The organism is Actinoplanes sp. NPDC051494 (assembly GCF_044454705.1).
GTDB lineage: Bacteria > Actinomycetota > Actinomycetes > Mycobacteriales > Micromonosporaceae > Actinoplanes.
In genome coordinates, this window is record NZ_JBITDZ010000015.1 from 125,792 (window position 1) to 150,611 (window position 24,820).

The 24,820-nt window shown below is 67.5% G+C and carries 24 protein-coding genes and 2 pseudogenes; 14 read left to right on the forward strand and 12 right to left on the reverse strand.

Annotation, left to right across the window (positions count from 1 at the left end; genetic code table 11):
• The first annotated feature begins 85 nt into the window (after positions 1 to 85).
• Positions 86 to 991, forward strand: a complete 906-nt coding sequence (locus tag ACIA6A_RS37470; RefSeq protein WP_396102815.1) for a hypothetical protein — start codon at positions 86 to 88, stop codon at positions 989 to 991.
• Between the two features lie 111 nt (positions 992 to 1,102).
• Here the strand turns inward: ACIA6A_RS37470 and ACIA6A_RS37475 are convergent.
• The 7 genes and pseudogenes from ACIA6A_RS37475 to ACIA6A_RS37505 all read right to left on the reverse strand — a co-directional run.
• Positions 1,103 to 1,267 (reverse strand): annotated as a pseudogene (locus ACIA6A_RS37475) (type IV secretory system conjugative DNA transfer family protein); the annotation flags it as partial.
• A 370-nt stretch (positions 1,268 to 1,637) separates the two neighbouring features.
• Positions 1,638 to 2,744 carry a DICT sensory domain-containing protein gene (locus ACIA6A_RS37480; RefSeq protein ID WP_396102816.1) on the reverse strand — a complete coding sequence of 369 codons (1,107 nt, stop codon included), beginning with the start codon at positions 2,742 to 2,744 and terminating at the stop codon, positions 1,638 to 1,640.
• A 144-nt stretch (positions 2,745 to 2,888) separates the two neighbouring features.
• Positions 2,889 to 4,136 (reverse strand): metallophosphoesterase, encoded by a 1,248-nt coding sequence (locus ACIA6A_RS37485; RefSeq protein WP_396102817.1) that lies wholly within the window; start codon positions 4,134 to 4,136, stop codon positions 2,889 to 2,891.
• 76 nt (positions 4,137 to 4,212) lie between these two features.
• Positions 4,213 to 4,860, reverse strand: a complete 648-nt coding sequence (locus tag ACIA6A_RS37490; RefSeq protein ID WP_396102818.1) for a TetR/AcrR family transcriptional regulator — start codon at positions 4,858 to 4,860, stop codon at positions 4,213 to 4,215.
• Positions 4,829 to 5,131, reverse strand: coding sequence for a hypothetical protein (locus ACIA6A_RS37495; protein ID WP_396102819.1), 303 nt, complete (start codon positions 5,129 to 5,131; stop codon positions 4,829 to 4,831). The genes ACIA6A_RS37490 and ACIA6A_RS37495 overlap by 32 nt, the downstream gene beginning before the upstream one ends.
• Positions 5,132 to 5,133: 2 nt before the next feature.
• Positions 5,134 to 5,592 carry a VOC family protein gene (locus ACIA6A_RS37500; RefSeq protein WP_396102820.1) on the reverse strand — a complete coding sequence of 153 codons (459 nt, stop codon included), beginning with the start codon at positions 5,590 to 5,592 and terminating at the stop codon, positions 5,134 to 5,136.
• A gap of 38 nt (positions 5,593 to 5,630) precedes the next feature.
• A complete protein-coding gene (locus ACIA6A_RS37505) occupies positions 5,631 to 6,656 on the reverse strand; it encodes an aldo/keto reductase (protein WP_396102821.1) in 1,026 nt (341 codons plus the stop codon).
• Between the two features lie 439 nt (positions 6,657 to 7,095).
• On the opposite strand from ACIA6A_RS37505, the gene ACIA6A_RS37510 reads away from it, so the two are divergent.
• Positions 7,096 to 7,251: a hypothetical protein gene (locus tag ACIA6A_RS37510; RefSeq protein ID WP_396102822.1), complete on the forward strand. Its 156-nt coding sequence runs from the start codon at positions 7,096 to 7,098 to the stop codon at positions 7,249 to 7,251.
• A gap of 283 nt (positions 7,252 to 7,534) precedes the next feature.
• Here ACIA6A_RS37510 and ACIA6A_RS37515 read toward each other — a convergent pair whose 3' ends face one another.
• Both ACIA6A_RS37515 and ACIA6A_RS37520 read right to left on the reverse strand, forming a co-directional pair.
• On the reverse strand, positions 7,535 to 7,891 hold the full coding sequence (locus ACIA6A_RS37515) for a DoxX family protein (protein WP_396102823.1): 357 nt from the start codon (positions 7,889 to 7,891) through the stop codon (positions 7,535 to 7,537).
• Between the two features lie 6 nt (positions 7,892 to 7,897).
• Entirely contained in the window at positions 7,898 to 8,713 is an 816-nt protein-coding gene (locus ACIA6A_RS37520; protein WP_396102825.1) for an SDR family NAD(P)-dependent oxidoreductase, read from the reverse strand.
• A 157-nt stretch (positions 8,714 to 8,870) separates the two neighbouring features.
• Here ACIA6A_RS37520 and ACIA6A_RS37525 point away from each other — a divergent pair, with 157 nt between their 5' ends.
• On the forward strand, positions 8,871 to 9,449 hold the full coding sequence (locus tag ACIA6A_RS37525; RefSeq protein WP_396102826.1) for a TetR/AcrR family transcriptional regulator: 579 nt from the start codon (positions 8,871 to 8,873) through the stop codon (positions 9,447 to 9,449).
• Here ACIA6A_RS37525 and ACIA6A_RS37530 read toward each other — a convergent pair.
• Positions 9,347 to 9,625, reverse strand: coding sequence for an alpha/beta hydrolase (locus ACIA6A_RS37530; protein ID WP_396102902.1), 279 nt, complete (start codon positions 9,623 to 9,625; stop codon positions 9,347 to 9,349). The genes ACIA6A_RS37525 and ACIA6A_RS37530 overlap by 103 nt on opposite strands.
• 235 nt (positions 9,626 to 9,860) lie before the next feature.
• Here ACIA6A_RS37530 and ACIA6A_RS37535 point away from each other — a divergent pair, with 235 nt between their 5' ends.
• The 10 genes and pseudogenes from ACIA6A_RS37535 to ACIA6A_RS37580 form a co-directional block, all read left to right on the forward strand.
• A complete protein-coding gene (locus tag ACIA6A_RS37535) occupies positions 9,861 to 10,151 on the forward strand; it encodes a carboxymuconolactone decarboxylase family protein (RefSeq protein WP_396102827.1) in 291 nt (96 codons plus the stop codon).
• 2 nt (positions 10,152 to 10,153) lie between these two features.
• A complete protein-coding gene (locus ACIA6A_RS37540) occupies positions 10,154 to 11,176 on the forward strand; it encodes a zinc-dependent alcohol dehydrogenase family protein (RefSeq protein ID WP_396102828.1) in 1,023 nt (340 codons plus the stop codon).
• A 17-nt stretch (positions 11,177 to 11,193) separates the two neighbouring features.
• Positions 11,194 to 11,601, forward strand: a complete 408-nt coding sequence (locus ACIA6A_RS37545; protein ID WP_396102829.1) for a cupin domain-containing protein — start codon at positions 11,194 to 11,196, stop codon at positions 11,599 to 11,601.
• 106 nt (positions 11,602 to 11,707) lie between these two features.
• Positions 11,708 to 12,730, forward strand: a complete 1,023-nt coding sequence (locus ACIA6A_RS37550) for an aldo/keto reductase (protein ID WP_396102830.1) — start codon at positions 11,708 to 11,710, stop codon at positions 12,728 to 12,730.
• Between the two features lie 106 nt (positions 12,731 to 12,836).
• The gene (locus ACIA6A_RS37555; RefSeq protein ID WP_396102832.1) at positions 12,837 to 14,039 is read left to right on the forward strand and encodes an MFS transporter; all 1,203 of its coding nucleotides are present in this window, start codon (positions 12,837 to 12,839) and stop codon (positions 14,037 to 14,039) included.
• A gap of 145 nt (positions 14,040 to 14,184) precedes the next feature.
• The gene (locus ACIA6A_RS37560) at positions 14,185 to 14,652 is read left to right on the forward strand and encodes a hypothetical protein (RefSeq protein ID WP_396102834.1); all 468 of its coding nucleotides are present in this window, start codon (positions 14,185 to 14,187) and stop codon (positions 14,650 to 14,652) included.
• Positions 14,653 to 14,739: 87 nt separating this feature from the next.
• Complete coding sequence (locus ACIA6A_RS37565; RefSeq protein WP_396102836.1) at positions 14,740 to 15,531, forward strand: hypothetical protein; 792 nt, start codon at positions 14,740 to 14,742, stop codon at positions 15,529 to 15,531.
• 55 nt (positions 15,532 to 15,586) lie between these two features.
• On the forward strand, positions 15,587 to 16,045 hold the full coding sequence (locus ACIA6A_RS37570) for a hypothetical protein (RefSeq protein WP_396102837.1): 459 nt from the start codon (positions 15,587 to 15,589) through the stop codon (positions 16,043 to 16,045).
• A 357-nt stretch (positions 16,046 to 16,402) separates the two neighbouring features.
• Complete coding sequence (locus tag ACIA6A_RS37575) at positions 16,403 to 19,657, forward strand: RHS repeat-associated core domain-containing protein (RefSeq protein ID WP_396102839.1); 3,255 nt, start codon at positions 16,403 to 16,405, stop codon at positions 19,655 to 19,657.
• A gap of 278 nt (positions 19,658 to 19,935) precedes the next feature.
• Positions 19,936 to 20,288: pseudogene (locus tag ACIA6A_RS37580) on the forward strand (transposase); the annotation flags it as partial.
• A 456-nt stretch (positions 20,289 to 20,744) separates the two neighbouring features.
• On the opposite strand, the gene ACIA6A_RS37585 reads toward ACIA6A_RS37580, so the two are convergent.
• The gene (locus tag ACIA6A_RS37585) at positions 20,745 to 21,032 is read right to left on the reverse strand and encodes a hypothetical protein (protein WP_396102840.1); all 288 of its coding nucleotides are present in this window, start codon (positions 21,030 to 21,032) and stop codon (positions 20,745 to 20,747) included.
• Between the two features lie 5 nt (positions 21,033 to 21,037).
• On the reverse strand, positions 21,038 to 23,500 hold the full coding sequence (locus ACIA6A_RS37590; protein WP_396102841.1) for a nidogen-like domain-containing protein: 2,463 nt from the start codon (positions 23,498 to 23,500) through the stop codon (positions 21,038 to 21,040).
• 551 nt (positions 23,501 to 24,051) lie between these two features.
• Between ACIA6A_RS37590 and ACIA6A_RS37595 the strand changes: the two genes are divergently transcribed.
• Complete coding sequence (locus ACIA6A_RS37595) at positions 24,052 to 24,813, forward strand: DUF1963 domain-containing protein (protein ID WP_396102843.1); 762 nt, start codon at positions 24,052 to 24,054, stop codon at positions 24,811 to 24,813.
• The last annotated feature ends 7 nt before the right edge of the window (positions 24,814 to 24,820 follow it).

Below are 24,820 nucleotides of genomic sequence, written 5' to 3' on the forward strand. Positions count from 1 at the left end.
ACGCTGGCTCAGCGTCATGAACTGCTGCCACATCATTGCTCGTATATCTCGGCACAAGCAGTACCGAGACGAAGAGGAGCCGTGCATGTATCGACGCGGAGTCAGTAGCCGGACGCGCAAGCTGGTGATTGGAGGTGCCGCCGCAGCGCTGCTCGGCTCGGCGCTCGTGGTCGGCACGGGGATGAGCCAGGCCGCCGAACAGGGCAACGCCGGAGCCGGCTCCGGTGGCATGAACGCTTTGGTACCGGCGCTGGGTTTCAGCCCGGGCGATCCGAACGCGACGGCCGACCGCGTGGGCCCTACCGGGGTTAAAGTTCCCGGTCGCTGCCCACCCACTCAAGCCCAAGTGAACGCGCAGGTAGCGCTCAAGAATGCGACCCTTCCGAGTGGAACGGACCTCGAGAGCCGCATCCAACGTTTCGAAAAGACCTTGTCGGCGATTCAAGACTTGAAATGCCCCGCTTCTTCCACGAATTTGCTGGGCCGCTTGAATTCCTTGACCGCGCTGCGCGGAGCGGAGGACCGCGTTAATACCCTGCGTGGTTTGGGTTTGAACGAAACGCCAGCGGATAAAGCCGCCGCCACAGGATCCGGTGACGCGGCCGCGAGTGGAGCGACGGGGAACACCGGAGCCGGCTCCGGTGACATGAACGCTTTGGTGCCGGCGCTGGGTTTCAGCCCGGGCGATCCGAACGCGACGGCCGACCGCGTGGGCCCTACCGGGGTTAAAGTTCCCGGTCGCTGCCCACCCACTCAAGCCCAAGTGAACGCGCAGGTGGCGCTCAAGAATGCGAACCTTCCGAGTGGAACGGACCTTGAAAGCCGCATCCAACGTTTCGAAAAGACCTTGTCGGCGATTCAAGACTTGAAATGCCCCGCTTCTTCCACGACTTTGCTGGGCCGCTTGAATTCCTTGACTGCACTGCGCGCAAACGCGAACCGCGATAACATCCTGCGTGGTTTGGGTTTGAACGAAACGCCAGCCGGATAAAGCCGCGCGGGGAATGCGGCGCCGCAAAACGCGCCAGCGAAATGAGCGGCGCCGCGGACAACAGCAACCTGATCCTTCGCGGATCCTGATCCACCGCACGGAACTACAGAGCGGCAGTTGCCGCAGCCGGCAGATGTTGGCCGCTTCGTCGAGCACCGACAGCAGCGGCGGGTCCAGGCGCCGGCCGCGTGAGTCGCGGGCCTGGGCCTCCCCGGCGCGCAGCACCGCGTCGGTGAGCGCGGCGACCAGCGGGGCGGGGGAGCCGGGGCCACCTTGGTACCGCCGCGCGGTGAACGCCGGGGACGAGCAGTCATCAGATCACCTTGCGAGCCTGCACCCTGTCATCCAGAAATCTCAACAGCAGGTCTAACAGCGGATCGGCCTGACGTACGTCTTCGACGCCTACTGCGGCTGGTGCTACGGATTCGCCCCGGCGCTGTGCGCGTTCGCCGATGCCGACAACGACTCGGGTGCCGGGCGGTGCTTGCTGCCGCCGGACCGGCAGAGTGTGTCCCGATTGGCCGCTGACAAGCGCCATCACAGTCCTGACCGCCCCGCCGACCCGGTGACGGCCATTCGTTTACGGGCCGTCAGGAGCCGAACAACCGTGTCCAGCATCTCCCACCCTGGGCCTGCCCCGTTGTGGTCAGCTGTCGATGGTTACGACCGGGGCGTTCTGGGTGACCGCCCATTGCAGGGCCTGACGCAGTGCTTCCTCAGGCAGCGGCCGGCGACGGGTGACGGTCAGTGCCACTGTCACCGTCGCGGAGAGGAACGCGCTGCGTGCGTCAGCGGCGGCGAAGTCGGCCACCAGCCCATACGCGAACGCGACCGCGTCATCCTGGCCCAGCGCGGGCAGGAACAGCGTGAAGTCGTCCTGACCGGATTTGATCGCGCGATCACCCGGTCGTAGCCGGCTGACGAGCAGTTCGACGGCAGCCTGGTGCTGCCGGGTCCCGGTGCGCCCGATCGGGCCTCCATCGCCGCCTGCCGTGTGGGTGATCCGGACGGCGAGCATCGCCACGGGAAGCACCCCCGAGGAGGTGACGCCGGTGGTTCCCGCCCAACGGCCTACTCCGGGTTCGCCGCTCAGGTCGGTATCACCGGCATTGTCGGGATCCATACCCTGTTTCTGGCGGTGGGCTCCGGCCTGCGCTCTGGTGTGGTCCGGCTCGGCCCGTGCCGTGAACAGGCGTAACGCCGCATCGGCGCGGCTCTCGCCCGGGGTGGCCGGCAGCTCCCGGACTCGGTCGAGGACCGCATCCATGGCGGACAACGCGGCCGGGGGCAGCCGGTCTCCGAGCTGACTGCGTAGGCGGAGCACCTCGTGCAGCGCCTCGTCGCGGCGGAAGCTGGACCGGCCGTCAAAAAGGCGCCCACTCTCCAGCGTGGCGGCGCCGGGCTGGAATCGCTCGAGGTCGTGGGCTACCAGCAGTGCCCCGAATCGCGGCGTCAGCACGACGACGGTCCACTCCCGCGCGAGGTCCTCCTTCTCGTCGAGCAGCACGGGGTAGGTGCCGGCCGGGACATCCGGTGTCTGTTCGGAGACCAGGCCCACCACCGTCACGGCTGCCCGGGTCGCTATGCGCTCGTAGACCTGACGTTCCCGTTCGAAATACGGCAGGCGCTGGAACAATGCGACGACCACCATGGGTCCGTCCTCAGCGGCGGCGAGCGCAGCCTGTTCCAGCGCGTGTGAGACGGTCACCAGTGTTTTCTTGGTCAGCCGCTGCACGGCCGGGGAATCGGGCACCGCCGTAGCCTATGGACACCGTTGCGCCACCGCATCCGCTGACAGGGTCCGTCGCTTTCATCGAGGACCGGCGGAGGTGCACCTGTATATCGATGACGGGGTCTCACGGCGTGCTGGTTGGCGGCCGGAACGGCTTCCCCCCTTTCAGGCTTGCCGGGACGCCAGTTCCACGATCGTGACGTCCGATGGGGCGCCCACCCGGGTCGGCGGCCCCCACGCGCCTGCGCCACGGCTGACGTACAGCTGTGTGTCGCCGTATCGTTCTAGCCCGGCGACGGTCGGGTTCGCTGCCTCGGCCGCATACGTGAGAGGCCACAGCTGACCCCCGTGGGTGTGGCCGGACAGTTGCAGGTCGACGCCGTGGCGGACCGCCTCGTGGACGGCGACGGGCTGATGCGCCAGCAGCACCGTGGCCCGCGCGGGATCACGGTCGCCGAGAGCCTTGGCGAAATCGGGGCCTTGCCCGGTGGCGTCGCCCTCGAAGTCATTGACCCCGGCCAGCGTGAAAGCCGGTAATTCGGCCCGCGCGTTCTCCAGCGGGAGCCACCCCATCTGGCGTACCTTCTCGATCCACTGATCAGCACCGGAGATGTATTCGTGGTTGCCGGTCACGAAGTAGGTGCCGTGGGGTGCCCGCAGCTGTGCCAAGGGCTCGACGGCGCCGCGGAGGTCGTCGACGTCGCCGTCGACCACATCACCGACCACGACGATCAGGTCGGGCCGGGTGGCGTTGATGGTGTCGGTGACCCGCTGGGCGAAGCGGCGCCCGAGCAGAGGCCCGAGGTGGATGTCGCTGACCACCGCGATGCGAAAGCCGTCATGGGTACGGGACAACTTGGCGAGCGGAACCACGATGCGCTTGACCGTGGGGCCGTCGAGCACGCCCCGGGTCCCGTAGCCGACCGTGCCGACAGCCGCGGCGGCGGCAACCCCGCCGATCGTCCGGGACACGAAGAGTCGGCGAGACAGCAGGTCAGCCGACCGGCCGGCGGTACGTGCCGACGTTTCGGGTCCGGCCTGCCCGGGGCTGGCCGGTGAGTCCGGCGTTGTCATCACGACCGTCCCGCCGCGCCGGCGGGTGACCCACCGGTTCAGCAATGGCCTGACGAGCTCACCCGCGAGCACCCCGAGCAGCAGGTACAGGAACACGGCCAGCCACAGGTAGCCGGGCCAGGCCAGGACTCGTTCTACCGCCATCGGCATCGGGGTGAACCCGCCGATCACCGCCGATCCGGCGAGCAGGGGTCCCGTGATGAACAAAGCGGATCCGGCACGGCGTGCCCGCGTACCGGGTGCGGTGGTCTGCGAGATCAGGCGCCGCCACAGGTACCAGTGCAATGCGCTGAAGACGATGGGTACGACGAGAGCGGCGAGGACGGAAACGAGATTCACGGGTGGCGCGGCCTTTCAGCGGGGCATCTCGACGATCCGGCAGCACGCGGTCACGCCTGCTCTGTGGCCGGCGGGGTCAGGGGCGGACGGCAGGCAGGAGGACTCCGTCGATGATGGAGACGAGGAAGTCGCGGTCGAACGGCTTGCGCTGGATGAGTGCGCGGTAGGCGGCGATGGACGGGATGATCTGTGCGAGCGTTTCGACGTCGGCCGAGGCGCCGATCTCACCGCGGCGGATCGCCCGGCCCAGCAACACGCGGTTGGCGTCGGCCCACGGCTCGACGATCGCGTCGTTGGCCGCCTCGGCGAACCCGCGGTCCTGGCTGAGCATCGACGCCAGGCCGGCCATGATCGTGAGCTGGTACTCGCCCTCCTCGACGGATGCCGGTTTGAACAGCGCCAGGATGTCGCCGCGGAGGGTACCGGTGTCGGGCAGCCGCTCCAGGTCGACCTGACTGCGTTTCATGTGCCCGACAGCGTCGAGGACCAGTTCGGCCTTCGACGGCCAGCGACGGTAGAAGGTGCCTTTGCCGGCCTTCGCCCGTGCCGCCACCGCGTTCATCGTCATACCCGCATAGCCGACCTCCGCCAGGACCTGCAGCGCCGCGTCCAGGATCTCGGCGTCGCGACCAGGGTCAGGCTTGCGTCCCGGCCGGCGATGGACCGCCGGGCCACCGTCGGCCGGGACGGCGTCACCTGCCGTGGGGTCGTCCTGCGTCTTCACGGTGATCTCCTCGCTGCCGGATGTGTGTCCTGCTCAATGCCGGTCCGGACCCCATTGTGATGCGGACGGACCGGCGCCCAGCGCCCGGGTTGTATCGCGGCGAGGCGATGGTGAACAGCGCGGTCCCGGCCCCGGACATGCGGCGCCGGCCGAGGAAGTCGGCCAGGCGCCCGCCGAGCAGCAGGAACCCGCCGAAGGCCAGGACGTAAGAGTTGACCACCCAGGAGAGGCGGTCCTGGGGGATGACGAGCGCGGTGCCGATCGAGGGCATGGTCACTCTTCGTGGACGTTGATCAGCCAGGTGACACCGAACTGGTCGGTGACGATGCCGAAGCCGGGCGACCAGGTCGACGACGCGAGTTCTTCGACGACGACCGCGTTCACGGCGAGGCGCTTCCAGAGCGACGTCGCCTCGTCCAGGCTTGCGACGCGCAGGGTGATGAACATCGGTTGCTCGGTGATCGTCGTGCTGTTCGCCCGACGGGTGGTTCCCGGCTTGCCGAAGTCCGGCGCCTGCACGCCGGGGATGTCGTATCCCATCAGGATGACGCCGTCAACGGTGGTGATCTGGCCGAAGACGATCCGGTCGGCGTCCGGCAGGCCGGCGGGCATGCCGAAGTCCTGGTAGGTGTGCGACAGCAGGTCACCGTCGAAGACGCGGCGGTAGAACTCGAGCGCTTCGCTTGCCTGCCCGTTCGCGAAGTTGATGTGCGGGATGGCGGAGATGGCCATGCGGAGGTTCCGTTCGTTCAAAGGGCTTGCGGAGGGTGTCAGCGCCGGCGCAGGGTCGCGTCGGTGAGCGCGGGCGGGAAGTAGCCGGCGTCGCCGGCGGTCGTGTTCCGGCCCGGGGGCACGATGTCGTCGATGCGGTCGAGAATGTCCTGGTCGAGGACGAGGTCAGCGGCGCCGAGCTGGCTGTCGAGCTGTGCCACGTCCATCGGGCCGATGATCGGTGCGGTCACGGCCCGGTGGGCGAGCACGAAGCCGAGGGCGAGGTGGATCAGGGACAGGCCGGCCTCGTCGGCGAGCCGGGCGAGCGCCTCGACGGCGTCGAGCTTGCCGGCGTTGCGCGGGGCGTTGATGTCGAAGATGCCGGGCATGAGTTCGGTGCGGCTGCTCACCTGGCCGGTGGCACCCTTGCGGAAGGTGCCGGAGAGCCAGCCGCCACCGAGCGGGCTCCAGGTGAGCACACCGATGCGATGGGCCTCGGCGGCGGGCAGGACGTCGGCCTCGATCCCGCGGGCGAGCAGCGAGTACGGGGGCTGCTCCGTCACGAACCGGCCCAGTCCCCGGCGTTCGGCCGCCCACTGCGCCTCGACGAGCTGGTACGCCGGGAACGTCGAGGTGCCGAAGTAGCGGATCTTCCCGGCCCGCTGCAGATCGGTCAGCGCCCCCAGGGTCTCCTCGATCCCGGTCGCCGGATCGGGGCGGTGCACCTGGTAGAGGTCGAGGTGGTCGGTGCCGAGCCGCTTCAGGCTGCCCTCCACCGCCCGCATGATCCACCGGCGTGAGTTGCCTCGGTCGTTGACGTTGTCGCTCATCGGGTTGTGGAACTTGCTCGCCAGGACCACGGAGTCGCGGCGGGTCCCGGCCAGCGCCTTGCCGACGATCTCCTCGGCCTCGCCACGACCGTAGAGGTCGGCGGTGTCGACGATGTTGACGCCGGCGTCGAGCGCGTGGTGGATGGTGCGGATCGAGTCGTCGTGATCCTTGTTGCCCCACGACCCGAACATCATCGTGCCCAGGCACAGCGAGCTGACGCTCAGTCCGGTATCCCCGAGAGTGCGGTACTGCATGTGCTCACCCGTTCTTCGAAACAGCTTCGCCTCCCGGCGCCGGCGTGGAACGCCGTATGAGCGCCCGGCGTTCTCGACCCACGGCGTCGCGAAGCCCGTACCTAAAACGGTACTCAGCGGTTTCGATAACGTCAAGTACCGGTACCAGCCGGTATTGTGAAGCGGGGGCGTCGAGGGTTACCGGCCGCCCTGCCTGTTTGCGGGGCGTCGCTGAGGTGGCGCTCGCATGCGGTGCGAATGGCGTTCTCGACAGCTCCGGCCGCTCGCTGTGCCCGGTCGGCGAGCAGGTGGGTGCGGAGGCCGCCGGAGGACGGTGGGGCTGATGCTGCCGGCGGCGCGTTCGCGGTCTGATGCTGACACCCTTTGATGGCCTACTCGGACGGCTTGAACCAACCCCGGCTCCTTGGGGGTCGGCAGCTGCGTCCCAAGACGCCCGCGGGTGTCGGCGGAACTCTCGGACAACGTCGAGCGCAAGGCCACCGACCCGGGCAACTGTGTCCAGGGACGCGACATCGAGCAGGCCATCATGCAGGTCCGGGAGAACGACGGCAGCTGGGGAGACATCGCCTACTCGCCCGCCCGCAACTGCGCGTGACGTGACTTTCCTTTCGCTTTATGTAGCAGGGCAGCTGAGAGGCCAGTACCTGGGACGGCCGCTCGGCGGTGCTGGATGGCGAGACCGTCACGCTGCCGCCGGCGACCGGCCGGACTTCGTACGGCTACAGCAGTCCATGCGTGTCACCGCGCCCACCAGGGCCGGTAGGAGAAGCTCCGTGCTGTTCCTGGACGGCATGTCGACGCTCGGGTCGCGCTGGTTCGAGATCGAGGCGGTTGTGGACCAGGTGGCCCCGATGCCGGATGCGGCGAACAACGGCCGGTCAGATTGCCAGCGCAGCGAGAACGGCCGCCGCGGCCGCGATGAGGAGCACGACGGTGTCGGCTGCGACTCCGCCGGCCCAGCCTTGTCCCGCCTGCCGGCGGGTGATGATGGCGCCGATCATCAGGGCTGCGACGCCGATCGCGGCGGCGAGGCCGGTCACCGGGATCCAGATCCCGGTGACCAGTCCGATCACCGCCAGTATTTCGAGGCTGCCGATGAGCTTCCACCGACCGGCCGGAACGTGCAGTGAGTCCCTGATCGCGTGTGAGGACGCGACGCCGGCGAGCTTGCCTGCGCCGGTAGCGAGCACCAGCAGGGCCAGCAGGATGTCCAGGACGACGCGGACGGCTGTCATGGTTGACTATTTGCCCTCAGCTTCGCGCGAGACGGGCGCCCACGCGGCCCATTCGTCGAGGCGCTGCTGGTAGATGTGCGCGGCGACCGCGAGCGGCTGCTCCCCGAAGAACACGCGCAGCGGCGCCTTCTCGGCGTCGACGATCTTGAGGATCGCGGACCCGAAACCCACCGGCTTGGGGCTGCCACCGGCCATCCGCGCGGCCATACCCTCGTGCAGGGGCGCGTACTGCGGCTGGGCGTCGGCGAGGACAGCCGAGGCGCCGCTCCAGTCGGTGTCGAAACCGCCGGGCTCGACGAGGGTGACCTTGATGCCGAACCCGCTGACCTCCTGGGCCAGCGCCTCGGTCAGACCTTCCAGCGCCCACTTCGAGGCGTGGTAGCCGCCGAGCGACGGGAAGGCCGCGACCCCGCCGATGGTGGAGATCTGGATGATGTGCCCGGAGTTCTGCTCGCGCAGGACCGGCAGGGCGGCTTGGGTGACGTGGAAGACACCGAAGAGGTTCGTCTCGAGCTGGTCCCGCAGCTGCTGTTCGGTGATCTCCTCGACCGTGCCGAACAGCCCATAACCCGCGTTGTTGACCACGACGTCGAGGTGACCGAACCGCTCGTGCGCCGCGGCGACCGCCTCGAAGACCTGCTTGCGGTCGGTCACGTCGACCTGCAGGGCCAAGACGGCGTCGCCATACTTGTCCACCAGGTCATTCACGGTGTCGGTGTTGCGTGCTGTGGCGGCCACCTTGTCCCCGCGGTCGAGTGCGGCCTCGACGAACTGGCGGCCGAACCCCTTGGACGACCCGGTGACGAACCAGACCTTGCTCATCGCACATTCCCTTCCCGAGGCGGGCGCACTACGGCCGGAGCCGCTGGTCAGAGCCGATCTGACCGCCCGCTACGACATCACCGTACACCAAACTTGGACTCTGTCTAATGATGGACGGCGTCCATCACGGTTATGATCGGCGGGAAGGGGTGACACGATGAGCTTGCGAGAACAAAAGAAACTGGCCGCATGGCGAGCCATCCGGGGCGCGGCACTGCGACTGTTCGACCAGCGCGGCTACGAAGCCGTCAGCGTCGAGCAGATCGCCGCCGCCGCGAACGTCTCCCGCGCGACGTTCTTCAACTACTTCGCCAGCAAGGAAGCCGTCGTCTTCGACCAGGACCCCGAGGAACGCGAGCACTGGCGCACGCTCATGAACGCGCGCCCCGCCGACGAGCCGCTGTGGGACTCGCTGACCGCGATCATGATCGGCTTCAACGAACGCCTTGCCGACCGGATGCCCCTGCAACGCCGGCTCAAAGCGCAGTCACCCGCGCTCGCCCAGTCGACCCAGGACCTCGGCGAACAGTTCCGCACCGACCTCCGCGACTGGGTCGCCACCCGCACCGGCGGCACGGACCCCCTCGCGGCCACGCTGCAGTTCAACCTCGCCTTCGCCGCGGTCTCGACGGCCTACCAGACCTGGCCGGCCGACGAGTCCTTCGACCAATACCTGCAACGACTCCGGCGCTGCCTCGACCAAGCCGGCGCCGGCGCTGCCATGAAGGCGAACTGACAGGCGGCGCTCTGCCCGGCCGGCACGATGCGCGCGGGGTCGATGCCCAGCTCGTCGGCGTGGGCGGCGGTCCACAGCGGGCCGGCGTAGCAGTCCTCGACCGGATAGGGGTCGGGGTGCTCCGGGGCGAGGCGGTAGTCGACGCTGACCAGGACGACATCGTCGTGGGTGAGCAGCCAGTCGTCGTAGGAGTCGAGGTAGCAGCCGCTGGTCGAGGGCTAGTTCGGTGGTGTCGAGCATCCGCACCGCCCGCGACGCCGTCAAGATCTGGGACCTCGTCGGCGGCCGCTGCACGAACGGGGAAGGGAGGCACTGTCGTTACCTGTTTCATCAAGCCCTCCCACTCGCGTCGTCCGATCGCTTTCATGGAGATCGTGAGCAGTCCGCTCACGATGGCGGTGCGGAGACACCATGGCTGATCATCAAAAACCGTCGGGTGCGCAGAAGATGTTCGGTGACTTCGCGCCCGCCCTGGTCGCGTACACCGATGAGGTGTTGTTCGGGCAGGTCTGGGAACACCCGGAGTTGTCGAAGCGCGATCGCAGCACCTTCCACCTCGCGTTCGCCAGGCAGAACGGCCTCACCGAGGCCGAGCTGAAGGACGCGATCACCCACTTGGCGTTCTATGCCGGATGGCCCAGGGCGATGTCCGCGATGAGCGTCGCCAAGCAGGTCTCCGGCACCACTTCTGAGGAGAACTGACAATGCGTCAAGCAGTCATGTACGCCCCGGGCGACGTCCGCGTGGAACAGCGCGACAAGCCCACCCTGCAGCAGCCGACCGACGCGATCATCAAGGTGTCCGCCGCCTGCGTGTGCGGCTCCGACCTGTGGCCCTACCGCGGTATTCAGAAGGTCGACGAACCCACCCCGATGGGCCACGAGTACGTCGGCATCGTCGAGCAGGTCGGCAGCGAGGTCACCACGATCCGGCCCGGGCAGTTCGTGGTCGGCTCGTTCATGGCCTCGGACAACACCTGCGAGATCTGCCTGGCCGGCTACCAGAGCCGCTGCATCCACGTTGAGCCGGTCGGCGCCGGTGGTGCCCAGGCCGAGTTCCTGCGGGTACCTCTTGCCGACGGCACGCTGGTGGCCACGCCGGAACTGCCGGACGAGGATCTGATCCCGTCGCTGCTGGCGGCCTCCGACGTGCTCGGCACCGGCTGGTTCGGAGCCGTGGCCGCCGAGGCGGGTCCGGGCAAGACGGTGGTGGTCGTCGGTGACGGGGCGGTCGGCCTGCTCGCCGTCCTCGCGGCCAGGCAACTCGGCGCCGAGCGGATCATCGCGATGAGCCGCCACGCCGACCGGCAGAAGCTGGCCCTGGAATACGGCGCCACCGACATCGTCACCGAACGCGGCGACGACGGCGTCACCAAGATCAAAGAAATGACCGGCGGGTACGGCGCCCACTCCGTCATCGAGGCGGTCGGCACCCAGGAGTCGATGATGCAGGCCATCCGCTGCACCCGGGCCGGCGGGCACGTCGGCTACGTCGGCGTCGCGCACGAGGTCGAGCTCCCCGGCCTGGAGTTGTTCTTCGCCGAGGTGCACCTGCTCGGCGGCCCCGCACCCGTACGCCGCTTCCTGCCCGACCTGATCGACCTGATCCTCAAGCGCGAGATCGACCCGGGCAAGGTCTTCGACCTCGAACTGTCGCTGGACGACGCCGCGCGGGGCTACACCGCGATGGACGAGCGCCGCGCCATCAAAGCCCTGCTCAAGCCCTGACCTCCCCGGGAGACCCGATGGAACTCAAACACGTCAACGCCACCGTGAAGACACCCGCCACCGCGTTCACCGGCGACGTCTACATGACCCCGATCTACAACGGCACCGGCCCGTCGAGGATGACCGTGGCCCTCGTCCGCTTCACCCCCGGCGCCCGCACCAACTGGCACTCCCACGCGGTCGGGCAGACCCTGCACGTCACCGAGGGTGTCGGCTTGGTAGGCACCCGTGACGGCTCGGTCGTCCGCGCCCGCGCCGGTGACACCGTGATCTGCCCGCCCGGCGAGGACCACTGGCACGGCGCCGCCGAGGACACCTTCATGAGCCACCTGGCCATGCTCGAGGCCGAGCCGGACGGCGGCGACCCGACCACCTGGCTCGAGCCGGTCACCGACGAGCAGTACAAGACCGCCAACCAGACCTGAGGACACCGAGTGCCGGCCTGGTGATCCCACCACCTCAGTGACGCGGTCGCCGTGCGCGAACAGGCTTACACGGCACGGCAACCCACCTACTTCTAGGAGCACACCCATGGAGTTCCGACCGCTCGGACGCACCGGCGTCCAGGTCAGCAAGCTGTGCCTCGGCACCATGATGTTCGGTGACTGGGGTACCAAGGACCACGACGAGAGCATCCGGATCATCCACCGCGCCCTGGACGCGGGGATCAACTTCGTCGACACCGCCGACGTCTACTCGGCCGGGGAGTCCGAGGTGATCGTCGGCAAGGCCCTCAGGGGCCGCCGGGACGATGTCGTACTGGCCACCAAGGCCAACATGCCGATGGACGACGACCCTAACCATCGCGGCAACTCGCGACGCTGGATCGTGCGCGAGGTCGAGGATTCGCTGCGCCGGCTCGGCACCGACTACCTCGACCTCTACCAGATCCACCGCTGGGACCCTGCCGTCGACCTCGACGAGACGCTGGGCGCACTGACCGATCTGGTACGGGCGGGCAAGGTTCGCTACCTCGGGCATTCCACGTTCCCGCCGTCCACCATCGTGGAGGCGCAGCACGTTGCCGAGAAGCGGGGCCGGGAACGGTTCGTCACCGAGCAGCCGCCGTACAGCATTCTCGTGCGCAACATCGAGAACGAGGTGCTGCCGGTTGCCCAGCGGTACGGGATGGGCGTCATCCCGTACAGCCCGCTCGCGGGTGGTTGGTTGTCCGGTCGTTACAGCAAGGACGCGCAGGACGGCCCGGCGTCGGCGGCGCGCAAGCGTCTCGCGAACCGGTTCGACCTGTCGCTGCCGGAGAACCAGCGCAAGCTCGACGCCGTCGGCCGGCTGGGCAAGGTGGCCGACGACGCCGGGATCACGCTGATCGAGATGGCGATCGCGTTCGTGCTGCGCCACCCGGCGATCACCGCGCCGATCATCGGCCCGCGCACCATGGAACACCTCGAGTCGCAGCTGGCCGCGGCGGACGTCGTGTTGTCCGATGACGTGCTCGACCGTATCGACGAGATCGTGGCACCCGGTGTGACGATCAACCCGGCGGAGAACGGCTGGGTCAGCCCGTCGCTGCAGCCGGCTGCCCGCCGCCGATAACCCCCAACACCTGATGGCCGCGACCCCGCCCGGGGGCCGCGGCCGTCCGTCGAGAGGATCAGCCACGCCTACCACCCTGATGTCCGGAGCCGTGGTGCGGCGGCGCTTGCCACGTACCGCCGGGTTCGTCGTCGCGTCCGTCTCGTTCGTGTTGGTCTTCGTCTCCGCCGGCAGCCCCATCCCGCTCTACAACACCTACCGGTCGCAGAACGGGCTGACCAACGGCGATCTGGCCGTCGCCACCGCCGTCTACCTGTTCGCGGCCGCAGTGTCGCTGCTGGTGTTCGGGCGCCTGTCCGATCATCTCGGCCGGCGCGCCGTCGGCACGGGTGCGCTGGTCAGTTCCGCGCTCGGGCTGATCGTGCTGCTCAGCGTCGACGGCCTGCCGCACCTGGCCGCCGGCCGTTTCCTGCAGGGCCTGGCGACCGGGCTGGCCTCCAGCGCGCTGGGCGCCTTCGTCATCGACTCGGCGCCGCAGCGGCCCCGCTGGCTACCGGCGGCGGTCACCAGCGCCGCGCCGATGCTCGGCATCCCGCTCGGGGCGCTGCTGTCCGGCGCCCTGGTCGATCACGCCCCCTGGCCGCGGCATCTGACCTATGCCGTTCTGCTCGGGCTGCTGCTGATCGCCGCCGTGCTGGTCGCGCTGAGCCCGGAGACCGTCGCCCGGACGACGGCCCGGCAGGCGGTTGCTTCCCTACGCCCGCAGGTGCACGTGCCGGCCCGCGCTGGACGGGCGCTGCTGGCCATGTCCGGGCTGATCCTGGCGACCTGGTCGCTGGGCGGTTTCTACCAGGCGTTCGGGCCGTCGATCGCCCGCGAGCAGCTCGGCTCGAACGCGTCACTGACGGCCGGGGCCGTGTTCGGCTCGTTCACCGTCTTCAGCCTGATCGGGGGCCCGCTGACCGCCCGGCTGCGCCCCGACGTCGCGATGCGCGCCGGTGCCATCGCGTACGCGGTATGCGTGGCGGGCATCCTGGTCGCACTCGGCGCCGCGGCGATCGTGCCGTTCCTGGCCATGAGTCTCGTGGCGGGCATCGCCCAGGGCGCCGCCCAGACCGGCGGCATGCGCACGCTGCTGGCCGGGACCGCACCGGCCGGCCGCGCCGGTCTGCTGTCCACGGTGTTCCTGCTCAACTACTCCAGCGCCGCCATCCCGAGCCTGATCGCCGGGCGCCTGACCGGCACGTTCAGCATGCTGCAGATCGCCGCGGGCTACGGCGTCCTGGTGGTCGTCGGGGTAACCGTGGTCCTCGCGCTTGCCCGCGCGCCTTACCAGACAGGCCACGATTCAGAACGAAGAAGTCCATGACCGACGGTCCCGCCGCAGGAAGATCACCGTGGCGCCGACCACGTTCTTCGGCGGTGGCGCCCCGTCCTGGCTAGCACGCCAGATCGGCCTGTCCAGAGTGATCTGTCGTTCTTTCATGCCAGGATCCTAGGACGGTTTACGGACGGTGCTGGATCTGCCAGAAGACAACGCGTTCTTCCTCACGCCCGGCCGCATCGGCATCGATGTGCACCTACAACGAGAACGCGATCCGGTCGCCGTGGAGGATCTCGCCGCGCAACTGGCCGCCCTCGACGGCCGGCTGTTCACCTCCCACGAACGGCTCACCAGCAAGGCGAAACCGCACCTGCATGTCGCCGACGAAGACCAGTACCGCGACGCCGTGCGCACCACGTTGTTCGCCCCGCTGGACACCGTGCAGTTCGATGCCCTGCTCGGTGTTCTGCGCAGCGTGCGCACCGCGGAAGCGATCTCCCCGAACGCCATGCGTACGGTCCTGACCGAAGCCCTGCCCGCGCTAGATTCGCGGGCGTTGCAGTTCATCGCCGACACCATGGAACGCATCGCCGACCTGGAACGACGGCTGCAACAAGCCCGGTCCGAGACCCGCCAGCTGGAGCAGGCCGAGCAATAGTACGGACGCTACCTCGACACGGTCACCGCGGAGGAGGCCGCGCAGCTGTCCCACGCCCAAACCGTCTTTGACGATCACGCCCGTCAGGTGCGCGCCGCCGAAGACAAGTTGAGTGAGGCGACGCGAGCCGCGCAGACTGTCGCCGCGCAACGCGCCGAGCTGCGGACCGCGATCACCGAACTGAAAGGCAAGCTCCAAGCGACCGACGCGGCCCTGCGCGACCACGCCGGCGCGGAACTGCCCCAGCTCGAGGAACGCCTGACCGAGCTGCATGATGCGGCGCGGCAGCGACGAGACGACCTGGACGACGACGCGCAGCTGACCGCCAGGGCAGCCCAGGAAGCGCTGGAGCAGGCCGCCAGCGGGCAGCGGCACCTGAAAGAACTCGTGGCCCATCTACTGCCCGCCGCCGAAGTGGGTGCGCAGGCATTCGTCGACCGTATCGCCGACTCCAGCGACCAGCTCACCAGTAGTAAACCCGGTTCACCGGTGACGCTGACCGGTCTGGCCCAACTGGCCGGCACTCCCCACAGCTGGGTGCAGGCACGTCTGGATGTCCTGCAGCGCATCGACACTGCCCTGCGTGAACTCGACATAGCCCGCGAGGGTCAGCGCGGCGCCGCCGCCCAGGTACGTGCCGCCGCAGCCGACCGCGACCGGTATGACCAGACTTGCCGAGCAAGCCGTCACCGCGCGCCATACCAGAGAAGCGGAACTCGGCGCCGCCGTGCAGCAGTGGGACAGCCACCGCGTCGAGCTACCCGCCGTACCTGGACACCTGCTCGACACCGGCGAAAGGACCGACCCGGACGCGTTGGTGAGCTAACTGCACCGCGCAGGCATCAGCACCCGGCAACGGATCGCGCTCTCCGCACGTGAACAAGTCGTCCTCGACGCCGACCGCAAGGTCACCGCCGCGGAAACCGCCCTGAGCATGGTGGCCGGCAAACGCGAAAAGGCGGCAGCGGCGGTGGGCGACGCCGACCGCGGCCTTGCCCGAGCCCAGCAGCAAGCCGTCGCCGATCACGAGGCCGCCGACAACCGGGCCCGGCAGGACCACGCCGCACACGCCGTCGCACAGCAGCGCACTACCAAAGCCGTCGCCGAGGCCGCTGCCGTCCTGGCACGCGCGCTGGCCGCTGTTGACGCCACCCGCTCTGCCATCGAGGGCAGCGTGCTCGATGCCCGCCAACGGCTCGAGTCCGCCGGTGACGCCCTGCAGGAAGCCGAAGCCGCCGCCACGGGACATCTAGGCACTATGCGCGCTGAAACCTCCATGGAGTCTCCTGCGGCGAACCTGCCGCAGGCAACTGTTGCCATACAGAACGTATTTTTCTGTACCTTTATAGGCCTTTATGTGGTTTTTGTGACGTCAAGTTGTGACTACGGTTGACTGTCGCGAGTGGAAGGAAATAGGTTCATAGCGATCAATGCTTAACGGGGGATGCGAAGTGCATTTATCAAAAAACTTGGCCGGGTGTCCGTGTTTCTAACACTGGCTATAGCGGTGCCGAGTATCATTTTCCTGCTCCTTGCCCAGTCATTTGCAGGGGCCTTTTATCAGGTTGATCGCATGATCGCCGAAGTCTGCGAGTCGGGACCTGCTGACGCTGATGCTATAGACGTCCGCAGCTGAACTCGTATCACCATCACATCTTTCAGGTAAGGCGGCGCATATCGATAGCGCTGCCTTTGGCATGCCTTTCTTTCGGCGAGGATGGCCTTCGCTGGTTCGTAGACAGGAGTTCGAATGGCACGATTTTGTGCTGCGCTGGGAACGGTAACAAGTTTGCTCGCGGCGTCGTCGCTTGCGGTGATCTCGGGGGAACCGGCGATGGCGGAGCCCACATCGCCACAGATCGAGCCGGTGGTGTCGCCGCAGTCAGGACCCACAGTCTGGCTCTCCAACAGTCCTTCCCGGCCGGATGCTGCGGCAGGCAAGTCGGTCGCGGCGGGGGTGACCGATCCACCGTCGGTGCCCAAGGGCACAGGCCCGCTGCGTAACGCCAACCAGATTCCGTTCTCGTTGACTGACCGGCTGCAGATGAAGGTAAACGTCGGCTCCGGGAACCTCCTGCTGACCAGCACGGAACTGACGCTGCCCGGTGTCTCCGGCAACGTCACGCTGGGCACCTCGTACAACAGCCTGCTGCTCGGCACGAGCATCGCCAATGGTTCCCTGGGTCCTGGCTGGCGTACCCGTAGTGGTGGTGACGTCCGGCTCTACGAGGCCTCCAGTGACAGTTCGGTGACCTACGTCGCCGCTGACGGTGTCATCGGCAAGTTCACCGTCTCCGGATCTGGTTACAAAACACCCGGGCAATTCAAGGCGACGCTCGAACACAACGGCTCGGGCTGGAAACTGACCGAGCACGACAGCGGTGAGGAACTGTTCTTCACCGCCGACGGCCTGCTCGACAAGAGCGAGGACCGTAACGACAACCTCACCGACTACGCCTACACCGGCTCCCAGTGGACCAGCGTCACCACGGACAAAGGTGTTGGCTCGGGTAAGACCGTGGCGGTGTCGTACACCGACAGCAAGGTCAGCAAAGTACGGCAGGTCGGCGCGGACAACAGCTCCCGCGAAGCCACCTACGCCTACGACAGCTCGGGCCGGCTGCAGACGATCCAGAGCGCCACACCCCGCAAGGTGATGTTCGAGTACAACACCGCCGGGGACCTGACGAAGATCACCACCAAGACCGACACGTACGTGCTGATCACCTACGACGGTCAGCACCGGGTCACCTCGGTCAACCAGGTCACCGACAACGCCACCGGCCAGGGCTCGATGACCCGGTTCGCGTACACCACCTCCACGCAGACCGACGTCGCTGACCCGCGCCAGGACCTGTCGCAACCGGTCACCTCGGTACCGCACACCACCTACACCCTCGACGGCGAAGAACGCGTCACCAAAGCCGTCGACCCGGAAGGCAACGAGCGCAGCGACGGATACACCTCCTTCGGTGACGTCGCCAGCTCGCAGTCGCCGGAAGGTGGCACGACCACCAACACCTACGGGGCGAACGCGGACGAGTCGCTGACGAAGTCGGCCTCGCCAACCGGCGCGAGCGCATCCGCCGCGTACGCGAACGCGGCTACGTCGACGAACCCGACGGCGAACTTCCAGCCGTCGTCCACGATCGACACGCAGAGCAACAGCTCCAGCTACACCTACAACGGTGCCGGGAACAAGACTTCCAGCAAGGACGCCCTCGCCGCGGAGGCCAAGGTCGACTACAACGACGACGGCACCGTCAAGAAGGCCACCGACCCCGGCAACGACACCAACGGCACCACTTACACCTACGACAGCAACAAACAGCTGATCAAGATGACCGCACCGACCGGCAACAGCCTCGCGGACAAGACCTTCACCTACGACCCGTTCGGCCGGCTCAAGACCGTCGTCCACGGATCGTGCACCACGACCTACACGTACAGCGCCGAAGACCGGCTGATGAACACGGCCTACTCCGGCACCGGCTGCCCCAGCACCACCGCGGTCGCGTACGACTACGGCCAGACCGGCAACTTGATCACCCGCACCGACGTCACCGGCACCACCACCTACCAGTACGACCAGCTCAACCGGCTGCGCATCAGGACCGCACCCAACACCCCGGTCCAGATGTACGCACCCGACGCCGCTGGCAACCTGCTGCGGCTGACCGACGGGCGTGGTACCACCACGTACTACTACAACACCCGCAACTGGCTCGTCCGCATGGATACCGCCGGTGGCACCCGCTACAACTTCAAGTACGACAAGAACGGCAATCGCACCCACGAATACTTCGCCACTGACGAAACCAACAGCACCTGGGCTCTACACACCGAGACTACGTATGACAAGTCCGACCGGCCGCTGCGCATCACTTCCACGCGCAACTCCGCCGCTGCGGGGAAGGTGTTCGACACCACCTACTGCTACGCCAAATACGTCTCCGGACAGGCCTGCTCCACCGCCAAAGCAGACGACACCGGCCTACGGCAGTGGCAGAAGGACGAAATCAGCGGCGCGGTCAGCGAGTTCAGCCACGACAAGGGCAACCGCCTTACCAAAGCCACCAACTTCAACAGCAAAACCTACGAGTACGACTACGACACCAACGGCAACCGCAAAACCGTCAAGGTCGCCGGTACCACCACCCAGACGCTGACCTACAACTCAGCCAACCAGGTCACCACCACCGACAACGTCTACGAAAACCGCGGCAACCAAACCAAGACCAGCGCCCCCGTCATCGGCACACTCAGCTACAACGCGGCCAGCCAAATGACCTCCGCCTACGGGCCCGGCGGCCAGGCCAACTACACCTACGCCGGCACCGACCAGGTCGAACTCGTCCAAGCCGGCACCATCAAGCTCGACTACGGCCGCGACGACCAGTACGGCATGGCATGGCTCCAGTCCTGGACCAACAGCACCAGCCCCACCGCTTACGTCGAACGCGACGGACTCGGCACACCCCTGGGTCTGCGGATCGGGACCACCGACTACGCCTACGTCCTGGATGGACTCGGTTCAATCATGGCCATCGTGGGTAGCAACAACACCGTGGCCGCCACCTACCAGTACGACCCCTACGGCACCTCAACCGCGACCAGCGAGACCGGCCTCGGCCAAACCAATATCGTCCGCTACGCCGGCGGCACCTATGATAAAAACACCACACTGAACAAATACGGTCAGCGCTGGTACAACCCCAACCAAGGACGCTTCACCCAACAAGACAACCTCAGCTTCATCGGCGACCCCAAGCGAGGCAACCGCTATGCGTATGCCTCCGGAAACCCGGTGAACTATGTCGACCCCACAGGCATGTATGACTGGAACGCTATGGTCAATACATGGTCCAAAGACGTAGTTATCGGCGCGGTGGGAGGATGCATCGCGGGCCTAGAGACGGGATGCGTGCCAGGCGCGGTACTCGGTGGGGCTGGCGGCTTTGTGGCCGGAGCCATCGATGGAATTAACGACGGATTCGACGACTAATCCAGAGGAAAAAAGATGCGACTAACTTCGGTCTCCCGGAAATCTCTACTCATGGGAGTGGTCGTATCCGCCGCACTGTTCTTAGGCATGCTACTGGCTGACCGCCCTTGGGTAGTGGCTCTCGTGGCAGCCTGTATCGGGGGAATCGTCGCAGCGGCGCTTCTCGAAATGAGAGACCGGAATACCAGTAAATAACCAAAGACCTCCCGGGCTGCTGCACGAAGGGGTGGTCCGGGAGGGCCTCCGGTTGTATGAGCCGGACTGCAGAGTGGTGGGACCGACGACCTGCCGCAGCCGACCGGTGGACCTGACTGGTGCTGGCCGCCCACACTCAGTTACGCCTGGCCCGGCCCCCTCGCACAGGACCGACGTCGGCCCTGGGAACGCTCGATGACCCCAGAGCGGCTGACGTCATTGCGGGTGCGACGCGGGTTCCGGAACCTCCCGTGCGACCAGCGCCTCGCGAGCGCGTGCACCGAAACCCAGCCGACCCGGTCCCGGACGGCCGCCAGGCTCCCGCAACCGGCACACCGCTACCCGCCACGACGTGGGCCTCAGCCTGATTACCGGCCAGGCTCACCAGCGGCCGACCCATCACAAGAAGGGCACCAAGCCCCGTCGGTCTGGTTGAACGACAAGGTGAGCCAGACTTTGTGCGAGCGGTGGTCGGCGGCGCGGTTGGGGTGTGGCGCCGGAGGTGTCTGCCCGCGTGGTGTCGGCGTCTGCGCGGCCGTAGTGCAGATGGCGCGCTTGGTTCGCAGCCCGTCGCCTTTTGAAGTGAAGTACCGCGATGCGTCCTTCGGCGGGGCCACCGCGGGGCAGGGGCAGCTTTCATGCCGTACAACGCCCTGGAGCGGGAGATCCGCCATAGCTGGAGAGGCATTCCCGCCGCCTTCATGGAATGCGAGTCCTGCTCGCGGGGGGTGTGGCGAATCAGCTGGGCGGACGGGCCCCATGTTGGGGGGCCGGACGCGGTCGTCTATGCGGGGCAAGGGTGACGGGGCCCGCCCTGCCGGCCGAGGCCACTCGGCTACGGCTGGCGACACCGCTCGATGGGACCGGTGGGGGCGCCGGTCCCATCGAGGGCTCAGAGGCCTGAGGTGAACGCCAGACCGTGGACCACCGCGACCAGGACCGTGATGGGCAGGCCCCACCAGCGGGCTCTTGGCAGCAGGAACCACCAGGCCGCCGTCGCCGCCGCGACCAGCAGCAGGGCCAGCAGGGTGTAGCCCGTTGTCTCCGCGGCGGAGCCCGGGCCGGCCCAGCGGGCGGCGAGCAGGCTGCCGACCGCGAACAGGCCCCCGAGGTAGACCGCGGCGCCGGCGCCGGCCACGCGCAGTGCCCTGCCGATCAGGCCGGGCCGTGAACTCGTCATGGTCCTCATCCCAGCACCTTGATTGGGCCGGCGCCGACGAATGGCACACCCGCGGTGGTGGTGCCCGTGACCGGTAGCGTCGTGTCGCCGCGCTTGAGGCCCATCGCGGGGTTCCACGCGGTCAGGACGAGGTCCTTGCGCCCGTCGCGGTTGACGTCCTGGTGGATGACCGTGACCGCCTTGGCCCCGGCCGGGCCGACGCGCAGGGAGGACGCCTGGGTCCTGGTCGCGTCGAAGTCCTTGGTCGACAGGATCGCCACCGGCGTGAGCAGTGGGAGGTCCTTCGCCACCGCCTTGATCACGGAGCCGGGCAGCACCTCGATGCCGGCCGCGACGGCGGTCCGCGTCTGGTAGTCGGTGGCGCCGTCATCGTCGGTGACCACCAGTGTCACGCCGAACTGCTTGCCCGCCGCGATGGTGGCTGTGGCGGTCGCCCCGTGCAGTTCCTGTTCCGTGCCGTCGGCCTGCTGCACGTACCAGTCGTAGGCCTTGATCTTGCCGTCGGTGTCGGTGGACTTCGTGGCGTCGAGCTTGAGTTTGGTGCCGTCCGGCGTCATGTCGAACGCGCCGGTGGGCGCCTTGTTGGGGACCTCGACGCGGGTGACGCTGAGCTTGGCCTCCTCGCCCTGCGGGTCGACGTCGGCGCCGTACATGGCCACCTTCCACGTGCCGCGCTCGGGATTCGGCACGGACAGGCTGTCCCAGGTGGGGCCGAACGAACCGGTGGCGCTGCCCGGCTTGGCGGTGCGGTTGTAGACCTTGCCCGACGGCGAGGTCAGGGTCAGCTGGATGTCGCTGCCCGGCCACTCGATGGCGACGTTGATCAGGTTGAGCAGGTCGGTGACGGTGAACGTGGTGGTCACGGTCGCCTGCGGCATGACCATGAAGGCCGGGCGCCCGTCGGTGGTCAGTTCCCGCAGGATCGCATCGGCGATGGCCTGGTGCCCGGGCGGGGTCGGGTGGACCTTGCCGTCCTCGGTGATCCCGTAGAACCACGGGTCCGCGCTGCAGAACTCGTGACCGACGAAGGCCGGGTTCGGGTCGACGTAGCGGAAGCCGTACAGCTGGGCGTTGCGCTTGATGACCTCGTTGAGCTCCACGGTCTTCTCGTGCATCCAGCGCTGGTCGACCCGCTTGATCATCTCGCAGCGGAAGGTCGTGTCCGCGCCGTCCGCCGGGAAGAACGTCGGATAACCCACGACGACCCGTTCCGCGTACGGGGCCTTGGCCCGCGCGTCGGCGAACACCACCGGGTAGGGGTGGATCTTCTCCAGTGCCGTGTCGCCGCCGGCGCTGCCGCCGTCCAGGCGTGCGGTCTTGGCCGCCAGCGGCTTACGGACCTTGTCCTCCTGGTTGCAGGTGTTCCATGGCAGCAGTTCGGCGCCCAGCGCGCATTCGGAGTAGATGTCGGCGAACCCGACGTCGTTGCCGCCGATCGTGAACGTCAGCAGCCGGGTGTCGGTCGACAGGTGGTTGAGCTGCGGTTCCTCGCCCCAGTTCGCGCCCTCGCGGGTGCCCCTGGGCTGGTAGAAGTCGTCCGTGACGCCGCCCTGGCAGGCGTTGAAGTCGAGGTTGAGGCCCAGTCGATCGGCGACCATCGTGCTGTACGCCTTCTCCGAGCGCTGACAGTCGTTGGGCGCCGGGTCGAGGTGCGTGCCGGCCTCGTACGAGCCCATGCCGAAGCCGGAGGAGTACGAGTCGCCGAGGGCCACGTAGCGCACGAGCGGCGCCGAGCCACCGCGCAGGCGGAAGATGTGCCGGCCGGTCTGGGTGCTGTCGGTGCTCGCCTTCGCCAGGCCGGTCGTCGCGGCGTCGAGGAACGCGCCGGGCACGCCGGAGCCGCGCATCTCGTAGGAGGTGCCCTCCTCGCCGGAGCCGTTGGAGAAACCGGCGCGGGCGGTGCTGCCGCCGAGGCCGCCGGAGCCACCGCTGGCGTCGCCGGTCTCCCACTGCACCGAGTCGTAGTTGAACACGATGTCCATGTCGCCACTGGTGCCGTGCTGAACGAGCAGCAGCTGGAACGTGTTCTGCTTGTCGCTGTGGTTGTTGTAGTAGCCGACGGACTTCCAGGTGACGCAGAACGCGCGCTTGCCCTCGTAAACCGTGTTGCCCCAGCCGTATCCGACGGTTCCGCCGCCGCCGCGGGTGTCGACGTCGGCGAAGAACGGCGCGATGATCGGCGTACGGGTGCCGGTCAGCCCGAACGGCGTGAAGGTGGACAAGGGTGCGTCGAACGTGACGTTGCCGTTGTTGTTGACGTACAGCTTGTCGTACGTCTTGCCGTAGAAGTTGACGTTGAACGGCAGCACCACCTGCGGGGTGGAGCTGTCGTCGTTGGCCGCCAGCGGGTTCGCCATGCATTCGGCCGCGTTCACCACGGCTCCCGGCGACTCCGCGAGCGCGGGTTGCGCCCCCAGGCCGGTCAGCACGACTGCCGCGGACAGTGCCGCCACGATCTTCCTACGCACATGTTCTCCTTGCCGGTCGCCCTCGCCATCGCGAAGGAGTGCAGGCCGCCCGCCTGCACCGGCACAATCTATGATTCCGCTATGTCCGGAAATATCGGCAATCTGGTTTCATCCGATTGCCGAAAGGGGGCGTATCGGGCGGTCTTGTCGGCTCCTTCTTCGGGAACCGTGGGGCAGGAGTGGCACGAGATCAGCAGCGCCATTGCTGTGGTAACCCGGAGCGAAGCCGCGACTACGCGTTCCTCGACGCCCTTGACAGCGGCCGCCGGCGATCTCGCGTAGGTCGATCACCACCCAGGCAGAACTCCGGGCGGGCCTTTCCGTACGGGAGACCCCGCCGGTGCGGTCACCGACGGGGTCTCCCGGGCGATCTCAGCAGAGAGCCAACTGTCTGCCGCATGGTGGCAACTGTCCCCGGAGGACAGATAGCCGCGCCGGTGGGCCGGTTGCCGGTCGGGCAGGTTTGCCCTCAGCGACTACCCCGGTTTCCCTCCGCGGCAGTTTTGATCATCACCCTTCTGTGCTGGGTCAGTTGGGCCTACCTTCACAGCATGTCCGGTAAGGGGATCGATCTCGCCACCTACAAGGATCGCTTCCGGCAGGTGGCGTCCGAGCGCCAGGTCCCCGAGGCGGAGGTCGAGGCGTTCCTGGCGGTGTTGCGTCCCCGCGTCGCGCTGCATGAGGAGGCCAACGACGGGGGTGTCGTCTTCCGCTACGGGGGCCTGCCGCTTCTGCCGGAGGGCGTCGAGTGGCCTGGAGGTGCAAGCTTCCTGGGCACCCTGGACTGCGCGGCCGTACCCCGCGGGGAGCTGGATCTTCCGTACCCGGAGTCGGGGCGGCTCTTGTTCTTCTGGGGTGGCGAAGCCTCCTGGGGCGATTGCTGGGGCGAGGTGATCCACGTCGCTGATTCATCGGCGACGTCATCGGGGCAGCCACCGTACGAGGCCGGAGACGTCCCCGCTCCCGTGGACTATTACGCGACGCCGCAAGTCCGGCTTCCGTATGACACCGGCTGGTACGACGATGTCGCCTTCGACGGCCTGGAGGGCATCGCCGAGACCGTGGAGAAGACTGTTACCGAGATTTTCGAGCAGTTCACCCTGGGTGGGTTTCCGAACACCGAGGCCGGACCCGAGTGGGACGAGCAGGAGGCACAGCTGAACTTCGCTCTGCTCCGCAGCCAGTACCGGGTGCTCCTGCTGAGCGATTACGAGCCTCGGGACCAGTCTCGAATCAACTACGTCATCCGAACTCAGGACCTGGCTGCCCACCGGTTCGACACCGTCGAGATGTTCGCTGAGGTCGGCCACTGAGCCGGAC